The following is a 16,077-nucleotide window of genomic DNA, read 5'->3' on the forward strand; positions in this document are numbered from 1 at the left end:
TCTCAGCTTATTAACGAATACGAAAGCTTAACAATGAAACAAGCCGTCATCAGCGGAACCGGTCTGTACACACCTCCCCATTCGATCTCGAACGAAGAACTGGTCGACAGCTTCAATGCCTACGTCGAGCTGTTCAACGCGGAAAACGCGGCGGCCATCGCGGCCGGCACCGCGACGGCGCTGGAGCCGTCCAGCGCGGCATTCATCGAGAAGGCGTCCGGCATCAAGTCGCGCTACGTGATGAACAAGGACGGCGTGCTGGACCCGAAGCGGATGGCACCGCACTACCCGGAGCGCGACAACGAAACGCTGTCGCTGCAGGCGGAGATGTGCGTGGCGGCGGCCCAGCAGGCCCTGGACCGGGCCGGCCGTACGGCCGCCGACATCGACATGGTGCTGGTGGCCTGCTCGAACATGCAGCGCGCCTACCCGGCCATGGCGGTCGAGGTGCAGCAGGCACTGGGCATCGAAGGCTTCGGCTTCGACATGAACGTGGCCTGCTCGTCCGCCACGTTCGGCATCCAGACGGCGGCAACGGCCGTGCAGACGGGCCAGGCCCGTGCCGTGCTGGTGTTGAACCCGGAGATCACCAGCGGGCACCTGGACTACCGCGACCGCGACAGCCACTTCATCTTCGGCGACGCCTGCACGGCGATCGTCATCGAGGCCGCCGACACGGCCGTGTCCAAGCATCAGTTCAAGATCCTGGACATGAAGCTCAAGACGTCGTTCTCGAACAATATCCGCAACAACTTCGGCTTCCTCAACCGCGGCGACGAAGCGGGCATCGGCCAGCCGGACAAGCTGTTCAAGCAGCAGGGCCGGAAGGTCTTCAAGGATGTCTGCCCGATGGCCGCCGAGACGATCAAGAACGCCATCGCCAACGCGGGCCTGGACGTGCCGCAGGTGAGCCGCTACTGGCTGCACCAGGCCAACCTGAACATGAACCAGCTGATCGTGCGCATGATCCTGGGCCGCGACGCGACGGCCGAGGAAGCGCCGGTCATCCTGGACACGTACGCCAATACGTCGTCCGCCGGGTCCATCATCGCCTTCCACAAGCACCAGGACGACCTGCCGCGCGGCGCCTACGGCGTCATCTGTTCGTTCGGTGCCGGCTACTCGATCGGCAGCGTCGTCGTCGAAAAGCTGTAAGCGTCGTCGCTTGCAGGGCGGTTCGCCCGATCCGTTTATACTCGGTGACGGGATGGCAACCGCCGTTCCGTCACCGACGCCGGAAGGAACCCGCCCTGCATGCACCATGACGTCAGCCTGATCACCACCATCGCCGCGGCCCTGGGCCTCGGCCTCGTCTTCGGCTTCCTCGCCACCCGCTTCAAGCTGCCGGCGCTGGTCGGCTACCTGGCCGCAGGCGTCCTGCTCGGCCCCACCACACCCGGCTTCGTCGCGGACGCCCACCTGGCCGGCCAGCTGGCGGAGATCGGCGTCATGCTGATGATGTTCGGCGTCGGCCTGCATTTCTCGCTCGACGATCTATGGGAAGTACGCAAGGTGGCACTGCCGGGAGCGATCCTGCAGATCGGCGCGGCCACCGCCATGGGCATGGGGCTGGCGCACTGGTGGGGCTGGAGCCTGGGCGGCGGCCTGGTGTTCGGGCTGGCGCTGTCGGTCGCCAGCACCGTCGTGCTGCTGCGCGCGCTGGAGGAACGGGGCATTTTGGAATCGTTCAACGGCCGCATCGCCGTCGGCTGGCTGGTGGTCGAGGACCTCGTCACGGTACTGGTGCTGGTGCTGCTGCCGGCCATCGCGCCCTCGCTGGGCGGCGATACGACGGGCACGGACCCGGACGCCAGCCTGCTGAAAACCCTTGCCATCACGCTGGGCCAGGTGGCGATCTTCGTCGGCTTCATGCTTGTGGTCGGCCGCAAGCTGTTCCCCTGGATCCTGTGGCAAGTGGCGCGCACGGGCTCGCGCGAGCTGTTCACCTTGTGCGTCATCGCGGCGGCCGTCGGCATCGCGTATGCGTCCACCGCGCTGTTCGGCATCTCGTTCGCGCTGGGCGCCTTCTTTGCCGGCATGGTGCTGCGCGAGTCGGAACTGGCGCACCGCGCGGCGCAGGAATCGCTGCCGCTGCGGGACGCGTTCGCGGTGCTGTTCTTTGTCTCCGTCGGCATGCTGTTCGAGCCATCGATCCTCGTCGAACAGCCGCTGCGGGTGCTGGCGGTGCTGGCCATCATCGTGTTCGGCAAGTCGCTGGCCGCCTTCCTGCTCGTCGTCCTGTTGCGCTATCCGGCCCGCTCGGCCCTGATGGTGTCGGCCAGCCTGGCGCAGATCGGCGAGTTCTCGTTCATCCTGGCCGCCCTGGGTCTCTCGCTGAAGCTGATGCCGCAGGAGGGCCAGAGCCTGATCCTGGCGGGCGCGATCCTGTCGATCACGCTGAACCCGCTGATCTTCGCCGCCACGGGGCCGCTGGAACGGTGGCTGGGCAAGAACCGCGTGCTGGCCGCGAAGTTCGACCGCCCCGCCGACCCGCTGGCGGAACTGCCGATGACGACCGCCTCGACCAAGCTGGCCGGCCAGGTCGTCCTGGTCGGCTATGGCCGCGTGGGACGGCGCATCGCCGAGACGCTCAACAAGCACGGCGTCCACTACGTGGTGGCGGAACAGAACCGCGAAAAAGTCGACCAGCTGCGCCATGCGGGCGTGGCGGCCGTCGCAGGCAACGCGGGCGAACCGGCGGTACTGATCCAGGCCCATATCGCCAAGGCGCGCATGCTCGTCATCGCGACGCCCGACACCTTCCACGTGCGCAGCATGGTGGACATCGCCCGCACCCTGAACCCGGACATCCGCATCGTCGTGCGCACGCACAACGAAGAGGAAGCCGAACTGCTGCGCAACGAGCGGATGGGCAAGGTCTACGTAGGCGAAGAAGAACTCGCCAACGGCATGACGAAGTACGTGCTGGAGACGTTCAACGAACCGCACAGCGGCGGGCACTGAGCCGGCCGGCCCCTACAGCCCAGTTCGTGGCCCGGCCGTGGTGGTGGTGGTGGTTACAGGCTGGCGGCCAGCTCGGCGCCTTCGCGGATGGCGCGCTTGGCGTCCAGTTCCGCTGCCAGCGCGGCGCCGCCGATCTTGTGGTAGCGCGGGCCGCCGTGGGACGCTTCGCCTTCCTTCGGCATCAGCTCCACCTGGCTGTCCTGGCCCGCGCAGATGACGACGTTGTCGACCGCCAGCAGCCGTTCCTCGCCGCCCACTTCGATGTGCAGGCCCTGGTCGTCGATCTTCTTGTACGTCACGCCGGCCATCATGACGACGCCATTGCGCGCCAGCACGGCGCGGTGGACCCAGCCGGATGTCTTGCCCAGGCCGGCACCCGGCTTCGTGGTCTTGCGCTGCAGCAGGTACAGCTGGCGCACGGGCGCGGGCGTGGCCGGCGGCACCAGGCCGCCGCCCGTGCTCGCGTGCAGATCGACGCCCCACTCCGCCGTCCATGTCGCCAATGGCAGCGGCAACGGGTGACGGGTATCGTGCAGCAGGTACTCGCCCATGTCGAAACCGATGCCGCCCGCGCCGACGATCGCCACGCGCGCGCCCACCGGCTTCTTGTGCTGCAGCACGTCCAGGTAGCTCAGCACCTTCGGGTGGCCGATGCCGTCGATCGCCGGCATGCGCACCTTGATGCCGGTGGCGACGATGACGTCGTCGAAGCCCGCGAGGTCGTCACGCGCGACGCGGCGGCCCAGTTGCACGTTCACGCCCGTCAGCTGCAGCCTGCGGCCGAAGTAACGGATGGTCTCGGCGAACTCCTCCTTGCCCGGCACCTGCATCGCGATCTTGAACTGGCCGCCGATGCTGTCGGCGGCGTCGAACAGGGTGACGTCGTGGCCGCGCTCGGCCGCCACGGTCGCCGCCGACAAGCCAGCCGGCCCGGCGCCCACCACGGCCACTTTCCTCCGCGCGGCCGTCTTGCGGAACACCAGCTCCGTTTCATGGCAGGCGCGCGGATTGACGAGGCACGAGGCGCGCTTGTTGGAGAAGGTGTGGTCGAGGCAGGCCTGGTTGCAGGCGATGCACGTGTTGATCTCGTCGACGCGGCCCTCGGCCGCCTTGTTGACGAACTCCGGGTCGGCCAGGAACGGCCGCGCCATCGACACCATGTCCGCATCGCCGCGCGCGATGACGTCCTCCGCCTCGGCCGGCATATTGATCCGGTTCGACGCGACGACGGGAATGCCCACTTCGCGCCGCAGCCGGCCCGCGACCTGCGCGAACGCGGCGCGGGGCACGGACGTGACGATCGTCGGCACCCGCGCCTCGTGCCAGCCGATGCCCGTGTTCAGGATCGTCACGCCGGCCTGCTCCAGGGCGCGCGCAACGGTGACGACTTCTTCCCACGTGTTGCCGCCTTCGACGAGGTCCAGCAGGGAATGGCGGTACATGATGATGAAATCGGCGCCGACGGCCGCGCGCACGCGCCGCACGATCTCCACCGGCAGGCGCATGCGGTTCTCGATGGCGCCGCCCCAGCGGTCCGTGCGCAGGTTGGTGCGCGCGCACAGGAACTGGTTCAGCAGGTAGCCCTCGCTGCCCATCACCTCGATGCCGTCGTAGCCCGCCTTTTGCGCAAGGCGGGCCGTGCGCACGTAGGCGCGGATGGTGGCCTCGATGCCGGATTCGGTCAGCGCCTTGGGCTTGAAGGGCGAGATCGGCGACTTCCTGCCCGACGCCGACACGACGAACGGCTGGTAGCCGTAGCGCCCCGCGTGCAGGACCTGCAGCAGGATCTTGCCGCCTTCTTCATGCACGGCGCGCGTGACCTTGCGGTGGTTGAACACGTCGCCGGCGAAATTGAGCGTGCCGCCGAACGGCAGCAGCCAGCCTTGCCGGTTGGGCGAGATGCCGCCGGTGACGATCAGGCCGACGCCGCCACGCGCCCGCTCGCGATAGAACGCGGTTAGTTTGCCGTAGTTATAGAAGCGATCCTCTAATCCCGTGTGCATGGAACCCATCACGACGCGGTTGCGCAAGGTGGTGAATCCGAGGTCGAGCGGGGCCAACAGGTGGGGAAAAGTGGACATTGTCTGGTATTTGGGTCGTTTGTGCGCTGCCTAACGGTGGCCGCGTGCCGCGCTTGTATTCTGCCACCAGTTACCTTACGCTGGAAGAATGAAACGATTCCTGCTGTTACTTCTAATCGGTTGCACGGCACCTGCGCTGACGCTCGCGCAGACGCAACGCACCGACGTGCCGAAGCTGCAGGTCTCGGTCAAGCGCATCACGCAGGACGCGCTGCACATGTACGAAGTCGATGCCAACGGCACCGTGCAGGCGCCCTTGCCCACCGTCTGGCGCATCCTGACGGGCTACGACCGGATGGAGGAATTCGTGCCCGACCTCGTGTCGTGCCGGGTCCTGTCGCGCAATGGCAATGAGGTGATCATCGAGCAGTTCGGTACCGCCCGCTTCCTGTTCATGTCGCGCTCCATCCACCTGATCGTGCGCGCGACGGAACAGCCGATGTCCTCGATCGACATCGACCTGATCTCGGGCGACATGAAGCACTACGAATCGCGCTGGGAACTGGTGCCCGTGCCGGAGACGGGCGGTACCCGCGTCATCTACACGGGCCGCATGATGCCCAACTTCTACGTGCCCGGCATCCTGGGCACGAACATCATTCGCGGCGACATCGAACGCATGATGGGCGCCGTGCTGGCGCGCCTCGACAAGGGCGGCAGCAGCAAGGTGCCGGGGCCGGCGACGGAGCTGGCACGCCACCACGCGGCCGGCGCCATCGCCCCCTAGTCAGGAGGTAACCGTCACGACGGGTACCAGTCCGCGCCGCGCACTTCCGCGAACTGTTCCAGGCTGCCCACCCGGATCACGACCGGATTCATGCTGGCCTGGCTGTGCATCGGCCGCCAGGCGAACTTCCATTCCCGTTCGGCCGCATCGTGCGCGCCCATCGTAAAGGCGGCACCGAGGGCGGCGCGGGTACCGTATTCGACGGCGCCGTCGATACCGGCCCAGTTCGGCAGCGTGCGCTGGACGGCGCGGTGGATGCGCTCGCCGAATTCTTCCGTGTTGTGGATCACCAGGCAGCTGTCGGCACCGAAGTGCTCGAACAGGTCATGGCTCCAGGCCTGCGAGAACGACAGGGTGAGGAAACCGTTTTCCGGACGCAGCACGAACTGGCCCTGGGCCAGGGCCAGGTCCAGTTCGCTGCGGGGGCCGTAGCGGTGCAAGGTAGGGGGGCGTTGATAGTCGTGCATGATAAAGCGCTTACTCGTTGGTTTTGGGGGCCCGGCGCACGTGGCGCTGGGACCGCATGGCTGCGGAGGCAATGAAGATCTCGCGCAGCAGGAAGCCGAAGCTGGAAATCAGGCTGAACACGGCGGCCACGAACAGGCCCGCGATGTATTTCTCCAGCGTGATATTGGTCGTGTCGCCGATGAACAGCAAGGCGATGACGAGGCAGACGAACAGCCCGCACGCGGTGGACAGCGTGATGGCGTAGTTGATCAGGTGGGAACGGCGATACAGCACGTCCAGCTCGTTCAGGTAGCCGTCGTTGTAAGCGATGTCGAGCCGGTCCTCCAGCACCCGCGAGCGGTCGATGATGCGGGCCAGCCGGTTGATCAGTACCTGCAGGTTGGTGCAGACCCCGGTCAGCAGGAAAACGGGCGCGATGGCCAGTTGAATGATGTGGCCGATATCGCCCAGCTGAATGTTCATCACTTTGTTGTGCGCGTGTATTGAGTGTTCCCGATGCAGCAGTGTAGCAGGCCGCGCACGGCAGCCTGCAAACACCAAGATGTCAGCCGAAGCGGCCCTGGCGGCGGAATTGTTCCGTGGCGGCGACGAGCTCCCGGCTGATGCCCGTTTCCATGGCCGCGTGGCCCGCGTCCGGCACCATCACCACCTGGGAACCGGGCCAGCGCTTGTGCAGGCGCCAGGCCGAGAAAGGCGGGCAGATGACGTCATAGCGGCCCTGCACGATGACGGCCGGCAGGTGGGCAATACGGTCGACGTCGCGCAGCAGCTGGTCATCCTCGAAGAAACCGAGGTTGGCCATGTAGTGCGCTTCCAGCCGGCCCAGGCCCAGGTCGACGGTGTCGCAGGCCGGTTCGTCCGGCTGCGGCATCAGGAACACGCGGCGGCCCTCGAAGCGGCTCCATGCGCGCACGGCCGGCCAGTACACCTCCGGGTCCGGGTCCATGATGCGCTTGTAGTAGGCCTGCAGCAGGTCGCCCCGCTCCTCGTACGGCACGCCCGCGGCGAATTCCTCGTGGATCTCGGGGTGGAACCACTGTGCGCCATCCATGAACCAGTCGATTTCCAGCGCCGTGCACAGGAAGATGCCGCGCAGGACGAAGCCCAGGCAGCGCTCGGGATGAGCCTGGCCATACGCCAGCGCCAGCGTCGAGCCCCACGAGCCGCCGAACACCAGCCATTGCTCGATGCCGAACAGGGCACGCAGCCGTTCGATGTCCTCGATCAGGAGCTGGGTCGTGTTGTTGCGTGTTTCGCCCAGCGGCTGCGACTTGCCGGCGCCGCGCTGGTCGAACAGGATCACGCGGTAGTGGCGCGGATCGAAGAAGCGCCGGTGCTGCGGCGAGATGCCGGCACCCGGCCCGCCGTGCAGGAACAGCACGGGAATGCCCTGCGGATTGCCCACTTCTTCCCAGTAGATCGTGTGCAGCTCGTCGACGGCCAGCGTGCCGCTTTGCAGCGGGGCCACAGGGGGGAACAGGTAGGCGGACGGATCGGACATGGCGCTCTCGCAGGCTATCGGAGCACCGATTGTAACGGTTTTGCCGGACCGCTCAGAAGAACGTGTTGACGGCCCCGGTGACGCGGTAATCGTCCTCCACCAGCAGCAGCACGGACCACTTGTCGAACGTCGTGCACGGGTGCGAGATACCGCAGCCTACCAGGTCGCCCACGCACAGCTGGTCCGCTTCGCCCTCCGGCAGGCGCAGGTAGGCATGCTGGTCGTTCATCTTCTCGATGCGCCAGCCGTCGTCCAGCGCCACCGGTCCGTCGCTGCCGGGACGATGCCGCAACAGCGCGCGCGGCAGGCCCAGGTCGAACGACGCGTCGCGCTTGCCCATGCCCAGGATCGCCAGCGTGGGTTCCGGTCGCGACAGTACCGTGCTCCACACTTCCAGCGCGGGAACCAGGCCGACGGCACCGCCCGCGCGCTCGTCCAGCTCGCGCGTCAGGTCAAAATAATGGCCATGGTCGTTGGTCAGGTAGCAGCCGCTGCGCAGGATCGTCAGCACCGGACGCGATGTGTCCGCCACGCCGCCGAAACGCTGCGCCACCTGGTCGAAATAGGACGAGCCGCCTGCCGACAGCAGGATCTGCGGCCCCGTGAACAATCCTTCGTCGTCGCACCGACTTACCAGCGCCGTCATCCCCTGCAGGAATGTTTCGACGCGTTCCAGGTCGGCCGCGCGGTCGTTGCTGACCAGGAGGCCCTCATAGCCTTCGATGCCCGCCAGTTGCAGGCCGGGTGCCGCCGCGATGGCGCGTGCCACGGCCACCGCTTCCTCGGCCGTGCGGCAGCCGGCACGCTTGCCGGTCAAGCCCAGCTCGACCAGCAGCGGCAACGGCCGGCGCAGGCCGCTGGCAGCCACTGCTTGCGCCAGCCGCCGCACGCCCTCCAGCGAATCGGCCAGCGCGAACAGTTCGAAAGTGGGATCGTCCCGCAGCAGGTGCAGCAGCACGCGGATATCGCTGGCGGCCACCAGCTCGTTGGCCAGCAGCACGCGGCGCACGCCGAAGCGCGCCGCCACCTGCACCTGGGCGGCCGTGGCCAGCGTGATGCCCCAGGCGCCGTTGGCCAGCTGGGCGTCGAACAATTGCGGACTCATCGTGGTCTTGCCGTGCGGCGCCAGCAGCGCGCCGTGGCGCTCGCAAAATGTCCGCATCCACGCCAGGTTGTGACGCAGCGCGCTGGTCTTCAGGAGCGCGACAGGAAAGCCCGTGTCGCCTGCCAGCACGTTCCAGCGCTGCACGCCGATCATGTGCTGGCGCAGCGGCGCCGTCAGCGCCAGGCCTTTCACGCCGGGCTGCAGGAGCTGTTCGTCGAGCTGGGACAGCGCCAGGCCGCCGGTGGGAAGTTGGGTCATGGTCTCTCGCAGCCTAACAAGATGGGGCAGCCTCCCATTTCGCATTTCGAATTGCGAATTGGGGACAGCCTCCTATTTCGGACAACTGGGGACAGCCTCCATTTCGTGGCATGACGGCGGGCGAATTGGAGGCTGTCCCCAATTTCGGCGAATTGGAGGCTGTCCCCGATTTTGCCTGAAAAGAAAAACACCGCCTCGCGGCGGTGTGTGTGGCTTGCTGAAGAGCCGGCTTACGACATGTGCTGGCCGCCGTTGATGGCGATATTGGCGCCTGTGACGAAAGCCGCTTCGTCGGAAGCCAGGTAGGCCACCAGGCCCGCCACTTCGTCCGGCTTGCCCAGGCGGCCCATCGGGATTTGCGGGATGATCTTGGTGTCCAGCACTTCCTGCGGGATTTCCGTGACCATCTTGGTGCCGATGTAGCCCGGCGAGATCGTGTTGACGGTGACGCCCTTGCGTGCCACTTCCAGCGCCAGCGCCTTGGTGAAGCCGTGCACGCCGGCTTTCGCGGCCGAGTAGTTGGTCTGGCCGAACGCGCCCTTCTGGCCGTTGACGGACGAGATGTTGATGATGCGGCCCCAGCCGCGCTCGACCATGCCGTCGGTGACTGGCTTCGTCATGTTGAACACGGAGTCCAGGTTGGTGCGCATGACGGCGTCCCAGTTGACCTTGTCCATCTTCTTGAACGTCATGTCGCGGGTGATGCCCGCGTTGTTGACCAGCACGTCCACCGGGCCGATGTCCTTCTCGATCGCCGCCACGCAGGTCTGCGCCGAATCGTAATCCGACACGTCGCATGGGTAGGCGGAGAACTGGTAGCCGGCTTCCTTCATCTGATCGAGCCAGGCCTGGTACTTCGTGTTGGTCGGGGAATACGTGGTGACCACCTTGTAGCCCAGTGCCAGCAGTTTGATGCCGATCGCTTCGCCAAGACCACCCATGCCGCCTGTTACCAATGCAACTCGTGCCATATGTCTTCCCCTCTTAGTTTGCGTTCTCACGACGGCCGCCCCGCCTTGGAGCGGCCGGTACTGCTAAATCGAGCTACCGTTGCCTGCTTCAGTCGCGCTCGACCGCCAGCGCCACGCCCATGCCGCCGCCGATGCACAGCGAAGCCAGGCCCTTCTTGGCATCGCGACGCACCATCTCATGCAGCAAGGTGACGAGGATGCGGCAGCCGGAGGCGCCGATCGGGTGACCGATCGCGATCGCACCGCCATTGACGTTGATCTTGCTCGTGTCCCAGCCCATCTCGCGATTGACGGCGCAGGCCTGGGCGGCAAATGCTTCGTTGATCTCCATCAGGTCCAGCTGGTCCGGCGTCCAGCCGGCTTTTTTCAGCGCCAGCCGGCTGGCCGACACAGGGCCCATGCCCATGAATGCCGGGTCCAGGCCGGACGAGGCGTACGACTTGATGCGTGCCAGCGGCTTCAGGCCCAGCTCGCGCGCCTGCGTGGCCGACATCATCACGACGGCAGCGGCGCCATCGTTGATGCCCGACGCGTTACCCGCCGTGACGGAGCCTTCCTTGTCGAACGCGGGCCGCAGGCCGGACAGGCCTTCCAGCGTGGCGCCGGCCTTGATGTATTCGTCGGTGTCGAACGTGAAGGAGCCCTTCTTCTGCGGTACTTCCAGCGCCAGGATTTCGTCCTTGAACTTGCCTTCCTTCTGCGCCGTTTCCGCCTTCAGCTGCGACTGCAGCGCGAACTCGTCCTGCTGGCTGCGCGAGATGTCATACTTCTTGGCAACGTTTTCAGCCGTGACCCCCATGAGGTACTGGTTGTACACGTCGAACAAGCCGTCCACCACCATCGTGTCGATCAGCTTGGCGTCGCCCATGCGGAAGCCGTCGCGCGAGTTGGGCAGCACGTGCGGCGAGGCGCTCATGTTTTCCTGGCCGCCCGCGATGACGATGCCCGCGTCGCCGCACTTGATGGCCTGCGCCGCCAGGTGGGTGGCCTTCAGGCCGCTGCCGCATACCTTGTTGATCGTGAAGCCGGGAATGCTGTCCGGCAGGCCCGCCTTGATCAGCGCCTGGCGGCCGGGGTTCTGGCCGACGCCGGCCGTCAGCACCTGGCCCATGATCACTTCGCTGATCAGGTTCGGGTCGATGCCCGTTTGTGCCATCAGGCCCTTGATGACGTGGGCGCCCAGCTCAGCCGCCGGGATCTTCGCAAGGCTGCCGCCGAACTTGCCGACCGCGGTGCGGGCTGCGGCAACGATAACTACATCATCCATTTCATTCTCCAGTGCGCTGACCGGTTATGTCAGCAGGGTTGTCGAAGCGCTACTACGGTTCATTCTATCGAAGTGCGGGACAACGTTCCAGCGAAGTCCTTGCCCAATTCGCCCAGTCTCGTGTGGAGGTCGCTGGCGACCCCCGCCATGCCGCGTCCATAAGCGTGCACACGGTTGAGCGCCTGGTGCGAGTGCACGGCGGCCAGGCCGATCAGGTCTTGCGGGTCACGCACGAACAGCAGCTTGTTTGACGCGGCCGTGGCGGCCGCCAGATGGTCGCGCGCCAGGTTGACGTTGACGTCGAACAGGCCGGCGCCGCTGTCGAAGGCCGTGCGGGCCAGTGCATTGCACCCGGCAAGCTGGGTTTCGAGGACGGTACGGGTAACGTGGAACAGCTCGGCGGGCAACGTAATCATGACGGTCCTTTCAGGCGGCTGATATGGCGCAAGGAACATCATCGTAAATCGCTGCTGAGCACCGTTGTTTGATCTGGCTCAAACTTTGTCAGGACAACAACTTGATACCGTCCAGGGTTGCCGCGCACTGCTCGCGGATGACCTTGACGAAGTCCGCCACGTAGGCCTTCTGCCGCAACGGCGCCGGTACCGAGACGTACAGGTCGCTCCACAACCCTTGCTCGCCCAGCGGACGGGCGATCACATAGTCGTAGTCCACGTAATTCTTGATGGCCCAATTGGGCAGCGCGGCCAGGCCGCGCCGGCTGGCAACCAGTTGCAGGATCGCCACCGTCAGCTCGGCCGTGCGGCGCTGGAACGTGACGCCGGCCGGGCGCAGCATTTCGCGGATCAGGTCGATACGGTGTTCGGGAACGGGATAGGTGATCAGCGTCTCGCCTTCGAAGTCGGCGGCGTGCAGGCGGCGCTGGCTGGCGAGCCGGTGCTTTTGCGCCATCACCGTCAGGATCTCGAAGCGGAACAGGGGGAACGTGGCGTACTCGTTGCTGTAGTCGGAGCCGATGACGAGGTCGGCGGCGCCCGTCCGCAGCAGCTCGGCCGGCTCGCTGTGGAAGCCCGATACCAGGTCGATCTCCACCTCCGGCCAGCGGGCCCGGAACTCGTCCATGACGGGCATCAGCCAGTCGAAACACGTGTGGCACTCGAGCGCCACGCGCAGCTGGCCCTGGTCGCCCTGCATCAGGCGGGCGACGTCGCGCTCGGCCTGCTCGATTTCCGGCAGCAGCATATCGGCCAGGCGCAGCAGGCGCGCGCCGATGGCGGTGAAGCCGATCGGCACGCTCTTGCGCTCGAACAGCGGGCCGCCATAGCGGTCTTCCAGCAGCTTGACCTGGTGCGACAGCGCGGACTGCGTCAGGTTCAACAGCTCGGCGGCGCGCACGAGGCTGCCGGCGGAGCGCAACGCGGCCAGGGTGCGCAAGTGACGGATCTCCAACATGACCTTTCCGAAGTTCAGCCCGGGGCTGGATGAATATTTTTCATGGGAATGCGCAAAATCTTTCGTTTGGCTTATCCAAATGATTGTCGCACACTCTACTGCATGATTATTTAATTGCCATGACACGATGAAAAATTTAGCTCTGCACGTTCCCGGCTTTCCCCGCATCGGCGCCGCCCGCGAACTCAAATTCGCGCTGGAGCGCTACTGGCGCGACGAGCTGTCCGCCAGCGAGCTGGAGCAAACAGCCGCTGCGCTGCGTGCCCGCCACTGGGCCGACCAGCGCGATGCCGGGCTGGACTACGTGACCGTCGGCGATTTCGCCCTGTACGACCACGTGGCCAATCATATTCAACTGCTGGGCTGCGAACCGGCCCGCTTCGCCTTTGGCGCGAACGAGACGCCACTGCAGCGCTACTGCATCATGGCGCGTGGACGCAGCGGCCGCGACGAGTGCTCGTGCGGCAACGCCCACGTGGCCAGCCCGGCCCTGGAGATGACGAAGTGGTTCGACACCAACTACCACTACCTCGTACCGGAATTCGACGCCGACACGACGTTCGCACTGTCGAGCGAACGCCTGTTCGACGAAGTGGCCGAAGCGCAAGCGCAGGGCCACGCCGTCAAGGTCGCGCTGCTGGGCCCGCTGACGTTCCTGTGGCTGGGCAAGGGTATCGATGACCGCCTCGCGCTGCTGGATCGCCTGCTGCCGGTCTACGGGCAACTGCTGGCCCGGCTGAAGGCGATGGGCGTGGCGTGGGTCCAGCTGGACGAACCCATCCTCGGCCTCGACCTGCCGGCACCGTGGCGCAGTGCGTTTGAAAGCGCTTACTGGCAGCTGAACCAGGCCGGCGTTGCGCTGCTGCTGGCAACGTATTTTTCGCCACTGGAAGAAAACCTGAGCCTGGCCTGCCGGCTGCCCGTCGCCGGCCTGCACGTCGACGGCGTGCGTGCGGCGCACGAGCTCGTGAATGTGGCGGACTGGCTGCCGGCCCACAAGGTGCTGTCCGTTGGCATCGTCGACGGCCGCAATATCTGGCGCACCGACCTCGACCTGGCGCTGGCGCGGCTGGCGCCCGTGCTGGACAAGCGGCACGGAGCAGTATGGTTGTCGACGTCCTGCTCGCTGCTGCACGTACCGTATAGTCTGGGGGAGAAACGGAGCTCGATGACGAGCTGAAAACCTGGCTGGCGTTCGCCCAAGAGAAGCTGGCCGAGCTGGCCCTGCTGCGCGCCGCCCTCCTCACGCCGGACGCCCCGGCCGTCCAGGCAGCCCTGGCCGGGCATCGTGCCGCGATCGCCAGCCGCCGTGCCAGTCCCCGCGTACACAATGCCGCGGTAACGGCGCGCCTGGCTGGCCTGCCGGCGGATATTGGCGAGCGCCCTGCCCCCTTCGCCGCACGGCGCGCAGCGCAGCAACTGCGTCTGAACCTGCCCGCTTTCCCCACGACCACGATCGGCTCGTTCCCGCAAACGGCCACGATCCGCACGGCGCGTGCCGCGTTCCGCCGCGGCGAACTGGATGCCGCGTCGTACCGGGCGGCGATGCGGGCCGAGATCGCCCACGCGATCGGCCAGCAGGAAATGCTGGGCCTGGACGTGCTGGTACATGGCGAGGCGGAACGCAACGACATGGTGGAGTACTTCGGCGAGCAGCTGGACGGGTTCGCGTTCACGCAGGGCGGCTGGGTGCAGTCGTACGGCTCGCGCTGCGTCAAGCCGCCCGTCATCTGGGGCGACGTCAGCCGGCCCGCCGCCATGACGGTGGCGTGGTCGGTCCACGCGCAGGGGCTGACGGACCGGCCCGTCAAAGGCATGCTGACGGGACCGGTGACGATCCTGCAATGGTCGTTCGTACGCGACGACCAGCCCCGCAGCACCACCGCCGCGCAGATTGCGCTGGCCATGCGCGACGAGGTGGCGGACCTGGAGCAGGCCCGCATCGCCGTCATCCAGATCGACGAACCGGCCCTGCGCGAAGGCCTGCCGCTGCGCCGTGCCCGTCAAGCCGAGTATCTCGGCTGGGCCGTGCAGGCGTTTCGCATCACGGCCGGCGCGGCGGGCGCCGCCACGCAGATCCACACGCACATGTGCTATGCGGAGTTCAACGATATCCTGCCGCAGATCGCGGCGCTGGATGCGGACGTGATCACGATCGAAACCAGCCGCTCGGCGATGGCGCTGCTGGACGGCTTCGGCAGCTTCCGCTATCCGAACGACATCGGCCCGGGCGTCTACGACATCCATTCGCCGCGCGTGCCGGACAGCCGCGAGATCGCCGCCCTGCTGCGCAAGGCGCAAGCCGTTATTCCCGCCCAGCAATTATGGGTCAACCCAGATTGCGGATTGAAAACGCGGAGCTGGGACGAGACGTCGGCGGCATTGCGCGCGATGGTGGCCGCGGCCCGCCAGCTGAGGCTGGAAGCCGCGTAAATACTGGGAGAACGGACCGTGTTCGTCTCCCAATAATTAGTTTTTGACAGTAAAATGCTCGGGCCCGGAATTGCCCGACCATCACCTATCGTCATGTCAAAAAGCCCGTTTCAAAAGCCCATCGAAATCAAGATTTCCACCGTCGTCGCCGTGTCAGCGATCCTGCACACGTCCGACGGCATCGCGCTCGACGCGGCGTTGAAGGGCATGACGGGCGGCGTCCCCGATTTCTTCGAGGGCGACCTTGCCGTCATCGACGTGGGCGACCTGGCGCCCGGATGCGAACGCATCGACTGGGCCGGCACCATCGCGCTCCTGAAGAAATACCGCTTGAATCCTGTTGCCGTGCGCAATGCGCGGCCGGACATGATCGATGAAATCGCCGCGCACGGCCTGTCGTTGGACACGGGCAAGCGCGACGAATCGCCGGCTGCCGCCACGCCAGCGCCCGCGCCGGCAGCTCCGGCACCGGAACCGGTGGCACCGCCGCCCGCCCCCGCGTTGACGCCCGGCGCCAACGGCGCGGCCACCGCCGCCACGTTGATCATCGACACGCCCGTCCGGGCCGGCCAGCGCATCTACGCGCGCGGCGGCGACCTGATCGTCATGGCCGTCGTCAACAATGGTGCGGAAATCATTGCCGACGGCAGTATTCACGTCTACAACACACTGAACGGCCGTGCGCTGGCCGGCGCGTCGGGCGATGCGAACGCTCGCATCTTCGCTCTGTCGATGGCGCCGGAACTGGTGTCGATCGCGGGTGTTTACCGGACGTTCGAGGATGGATTCCCCGCCGAACAGGCCCGCCAGCCAGCACAAATCAGGCTCAACGGTGACAAACTGGATATACAATCCGTTAATTCGGCAACGCGCGCGTGATGCATTGACA

The 16,077-nt window shown here is 66.2% G+C and carries 13 protein-coding genes and 1 pseudogene; 5 read left to right on the forward strand and 9 right to left on the reverse strand.

Features of this window, described 5'->3' with window-relative positions; translation table 11 throughout:
- Nucleotides 1-33: 33 nt before the first annotated feature.
- Both PX653_RS20715 and PX653_RS20720 read left to right on the forward strand, forming a co-directional pair.
- Entirely contained in the window at nt 34-1,155 is a 1,122-nt protein-coding gene (locus PX653_RS20715; protein ID WP_277414603.1) for a beta-ketoacyl-ACP synthase III, read from the forward strand.
- Nucleotides 1,156-1,254: 99 nt separating this feature from the next.
- Nucleotides 1,255-2,964, forward strand: a complete 1,710-nt coding sequence (locus tag PX653_RS20720) for a cation:proton antiporter domain-containing protein (RefSeq protein ID WP_277414604.1) — start codon at nt 1,255-1,257, stop codon at nt 2,962-2,964.
- 53 nt (nt 2,965-3,017) lie between these two features.
- Here the strand turns inward: PX653_RS20720 and PX653_RS20725 are convergent, their stop codons facing one another.
- A complete protein-coding gene (locus PX653_RS20725) occupies nt 3,018-5,045 on the reverse strand; it encodes an NADPH-dependent 2,4-dienoyl-CoA reductase (protein WP_277414605.1) in 2,028 nt (675 codons plus the stop codon).
- An 88-nt stretch (nt 5,046-5,133) separates the two neighbouring features.
- Between PX653_RS20725 and PX653_RS20730 the strand changes: the two genes are divergently transcribed.
- Nucleotides 5,134-5,772 carry an SRPBCC family protein gene (locus PX653_RS20730; protein ID WP_277414606.1) on the forward strand — a complete coding sequence of 213 codons (639 nt, stop codon included), beginning with the start codon at nt 5,134-5,136 and terminating at the stop codon, nt 5,770-5,772.
- A 14-nt stretch (nt 5,773-5,786) separates the two neighbouring features.
- On the opposite strand, the gene PX653_RS20735 is transcribed toward PX653_RS20730, so the two are convergent.
- From PX653_RS20735 to PX653_RS20770, 8 genes are all read right to left on the reverse strand, one after another.
- On the reverse strand, nt 5,787-6,239 hold the full coding sequence (locus tag PX653_RS20735; protein ID WP_277414607.1) for a hypothetical protein: 453 nt from the start codon (nt 6,237-6,239) through the stop codon (nt 5,787-5,789).
- A gap of 10 nt (nt 6,240-6,249) precedes the next feature.
- On the reverse strand, nt 6,250-6,702 hold the full coding sequence (locus PX653_RS20740) for a DUF2721 domain-containing protein (protein ID WP_277414608.1): 453 nt from the start codon (nt 6,700-6,702) through the stop codon (nt 6,250-6,252).
- Nucleotides 6,703-6,784: 82 nt separating this feature from the next.
- Nucleotides 6,785-7,741, reverse strand: a complete 957-nt coding sequence (gene pip / locus PX653_RS20745; RefSeq protein WP_277414609.1) for a prolyl aminopeptidase — start codon at nt 7,739-7,741, stop codon at nt 6,785-6,787.
- A 52-nt stretch (nt 7,742-7,793) separates the two neighbouring features.
- Nucleotides 7,794-9,104: an alanine racemase gene (locus tag PX653_RS20750; RefSeq protein ID WP_277414610.1), complete on the reverse strand. Its 1,311-nt coding sequence runs from the start codon at nt 9,102-9,104 to the stop codon at nt 7,794-7,796.
- 230 nt (nt 9,105-9,334) lie between these two features.
- Nucleotides 9,335-10,075 (reverse strand): acetoacetyl-CoA reductase, encoded by a 741-nt coding sequence (gene phbB / locus PX653_RS20755; RefSeq protein ID WP_277414611.1) that lies wholly within the window; start codon nt 10,073-10,075, stop codon nt 9,335-9,337.
- Between the two features lie 88 nt (nt 10,076-10,163).
- Nucleotides 10,164-11,342 (reverse strand): acetyl-CoA C-acetyltransferase, encoded by a 1,179-nt coding sequence (locus tag PX653_RS20760; protein ID WP_277414612.1) that lies wholly within the window; start codon nt 11,340-11,342, stop codon nt 10,164-10,166.
- A gap of 59 nt (nt 11,343-11,401) precedes the next feature.
- Entirely contained in the window at nt 11,402-11,758 is a 357-nt protein-coding gene (locus PX653_RS20765) for a phasin family protein (protein WP_277414613.1), read from the reverse strand.
- An 88-nt stretch (nt 11,759-11,846) separates the two neighbouring features.
- Nucleotides 11,847-12,755: a LysR family transcriptional regulator gene (locus PX653_RS20770; RefSeq protein WP_277414614.1), complete on the reverse strand. Its 909-nt coding sequence runs from the start codon at nt 12,753-12,755 to the stop codon at nt 11,847-11,849.
- 127 nt (nt 12,756-12,882) lie between these two features.
- On the opposite strand from PX653_RS20770, the pseudogene metE reads away from it, so the two are divergent.
- Nucleotides 12,883-15,188: pseudogene (gene metE / locus PX653_RS20775) on the forward strand (5-methyltetrahydropteroyltriglutamate--homocysteine S-methyltransferase).
- A 93-nt stretch (nt 15,189-15,281) separates the two neighbouring features.
- On the forward strand, nt 15,282-16,067 hold the full coding sequence (gene minC / locus PX653_RS20780) for a septum site-determining protein MinC (protein ID WP_277414615.1): 786 nt from the start codon (nt 15,282-15,284) through the stop codon (nt 16,065-16,067).
- Nucleotides 16,068-16,077: the final 10 nt, after the last annotated feature.

The organism is Pseudoduganella chitinolytica (genome assembly GCF_029028125.1).
Taxonomy (GTDB): Bacteria; Pseudomonadota; Gammaproteobacteria; order Burkholderiales; family Burkholderiaceae_D; genus Rugamonas; species Rugamonas chitinolytica.

What these genes read in the sequence shown, in the direction of transcription:
- PX653_RS20715 (WP_277414603.1), top strand. Translation starts at nt 34, where the DNA reads ATGAAACAAGCCGTCATCAGCGGAACCGGTCTGTACACACCTCCCCAT.
- PX653_RS20720 (WP_277414604.1), top strand. Translation starts at nt 1,255, where the DNA reads ATGCACCATGACGTCAGCCTGATCACCACCATCGCCGCGGCCCTGGGC.
- PX653_RS20725 (WP_277414605.1), bottom strand. Translation starts at nt 5,045, where the DNA reads ATGTCCACTTTTCCCCACCTGTTGGCCCCGCTCGACCTCGGATTCACC.
- PX653_RS20730 (WP_277414606.1), top strand. Translation starts at nt 5,134, where the DNA reads ATGAAACGATTCCTGCTGTTACTTCTAATCGGTTGCACGGCACCTGCG.
- PX653_RS20735 (WP_277414607.1), bottom strand. Translation starts at nt 6,239, where the DNA reads ATGCACGACTATCAACGCCCCCCTACCTTGCACCGCTACGGCCCCCGC.
- PX653_RS20740 (WP_277414608.1), bottom strand. Translation starts at nt 6,702, where the DNA reads ATGAACATTCAGCTGGGCGATATCGGCCACATCATTCAACTGGCCATC.
- pip (WP_277414609.1), bottom strand. Translation starts at nt 7,741, where the DNA reads ATGTCCGATCCGTCCGCCTACCTGTTCCCCCCTGTGGCCCCGCTGCAA.
- PX653_RS20750 (WP_277414610.1), bottom strand. Translation starts at nt 9,104, where the DNA reads ATGACCCAACTTCCCACCGGCGGCCTGGCGCTGTCCCAGCTCGACGAA.
- phbB (WP_277414611.1), bottom strand. Translation starts at nt 10,075, where the DNA reads ATGGCACGAGTTGCATTGGTAACAGGCGGCATGGGTGGTCTTGGCGAA.
- PX653_RS20760 (WP_277414612.1), bottom strand. Translation starts at nt 11,342, where the DNA reads ATGGATGATGTAGTTATCGTTGCCGCAGCCCGCACCGCGGTCGGCAAG.
- PX653_RS20765 (WP_277414613.1), bottom strand. Translation starts at nt 11,758, where the DNA reads ATGATTACGTTGCCCGCCGAGCTGTTCCACGTTACCCGTACCGTCCTC.
- PX653_RS20770 (WP_277414614.1), bottom strand. Translation starts at nt 12,755, where the DNA reads ATGTTGGAGATCCGTCACTTGCGCACCCTGGCCGCGTTGCGCTCCGCC.
- minC (WP_277414615.1), top strand. Translation starts at nt 15,282, where the DNA reads ATGTCAAAAAGCCCGTTTCAAAAGCCCATCGAAATCAAGATTTCCACC.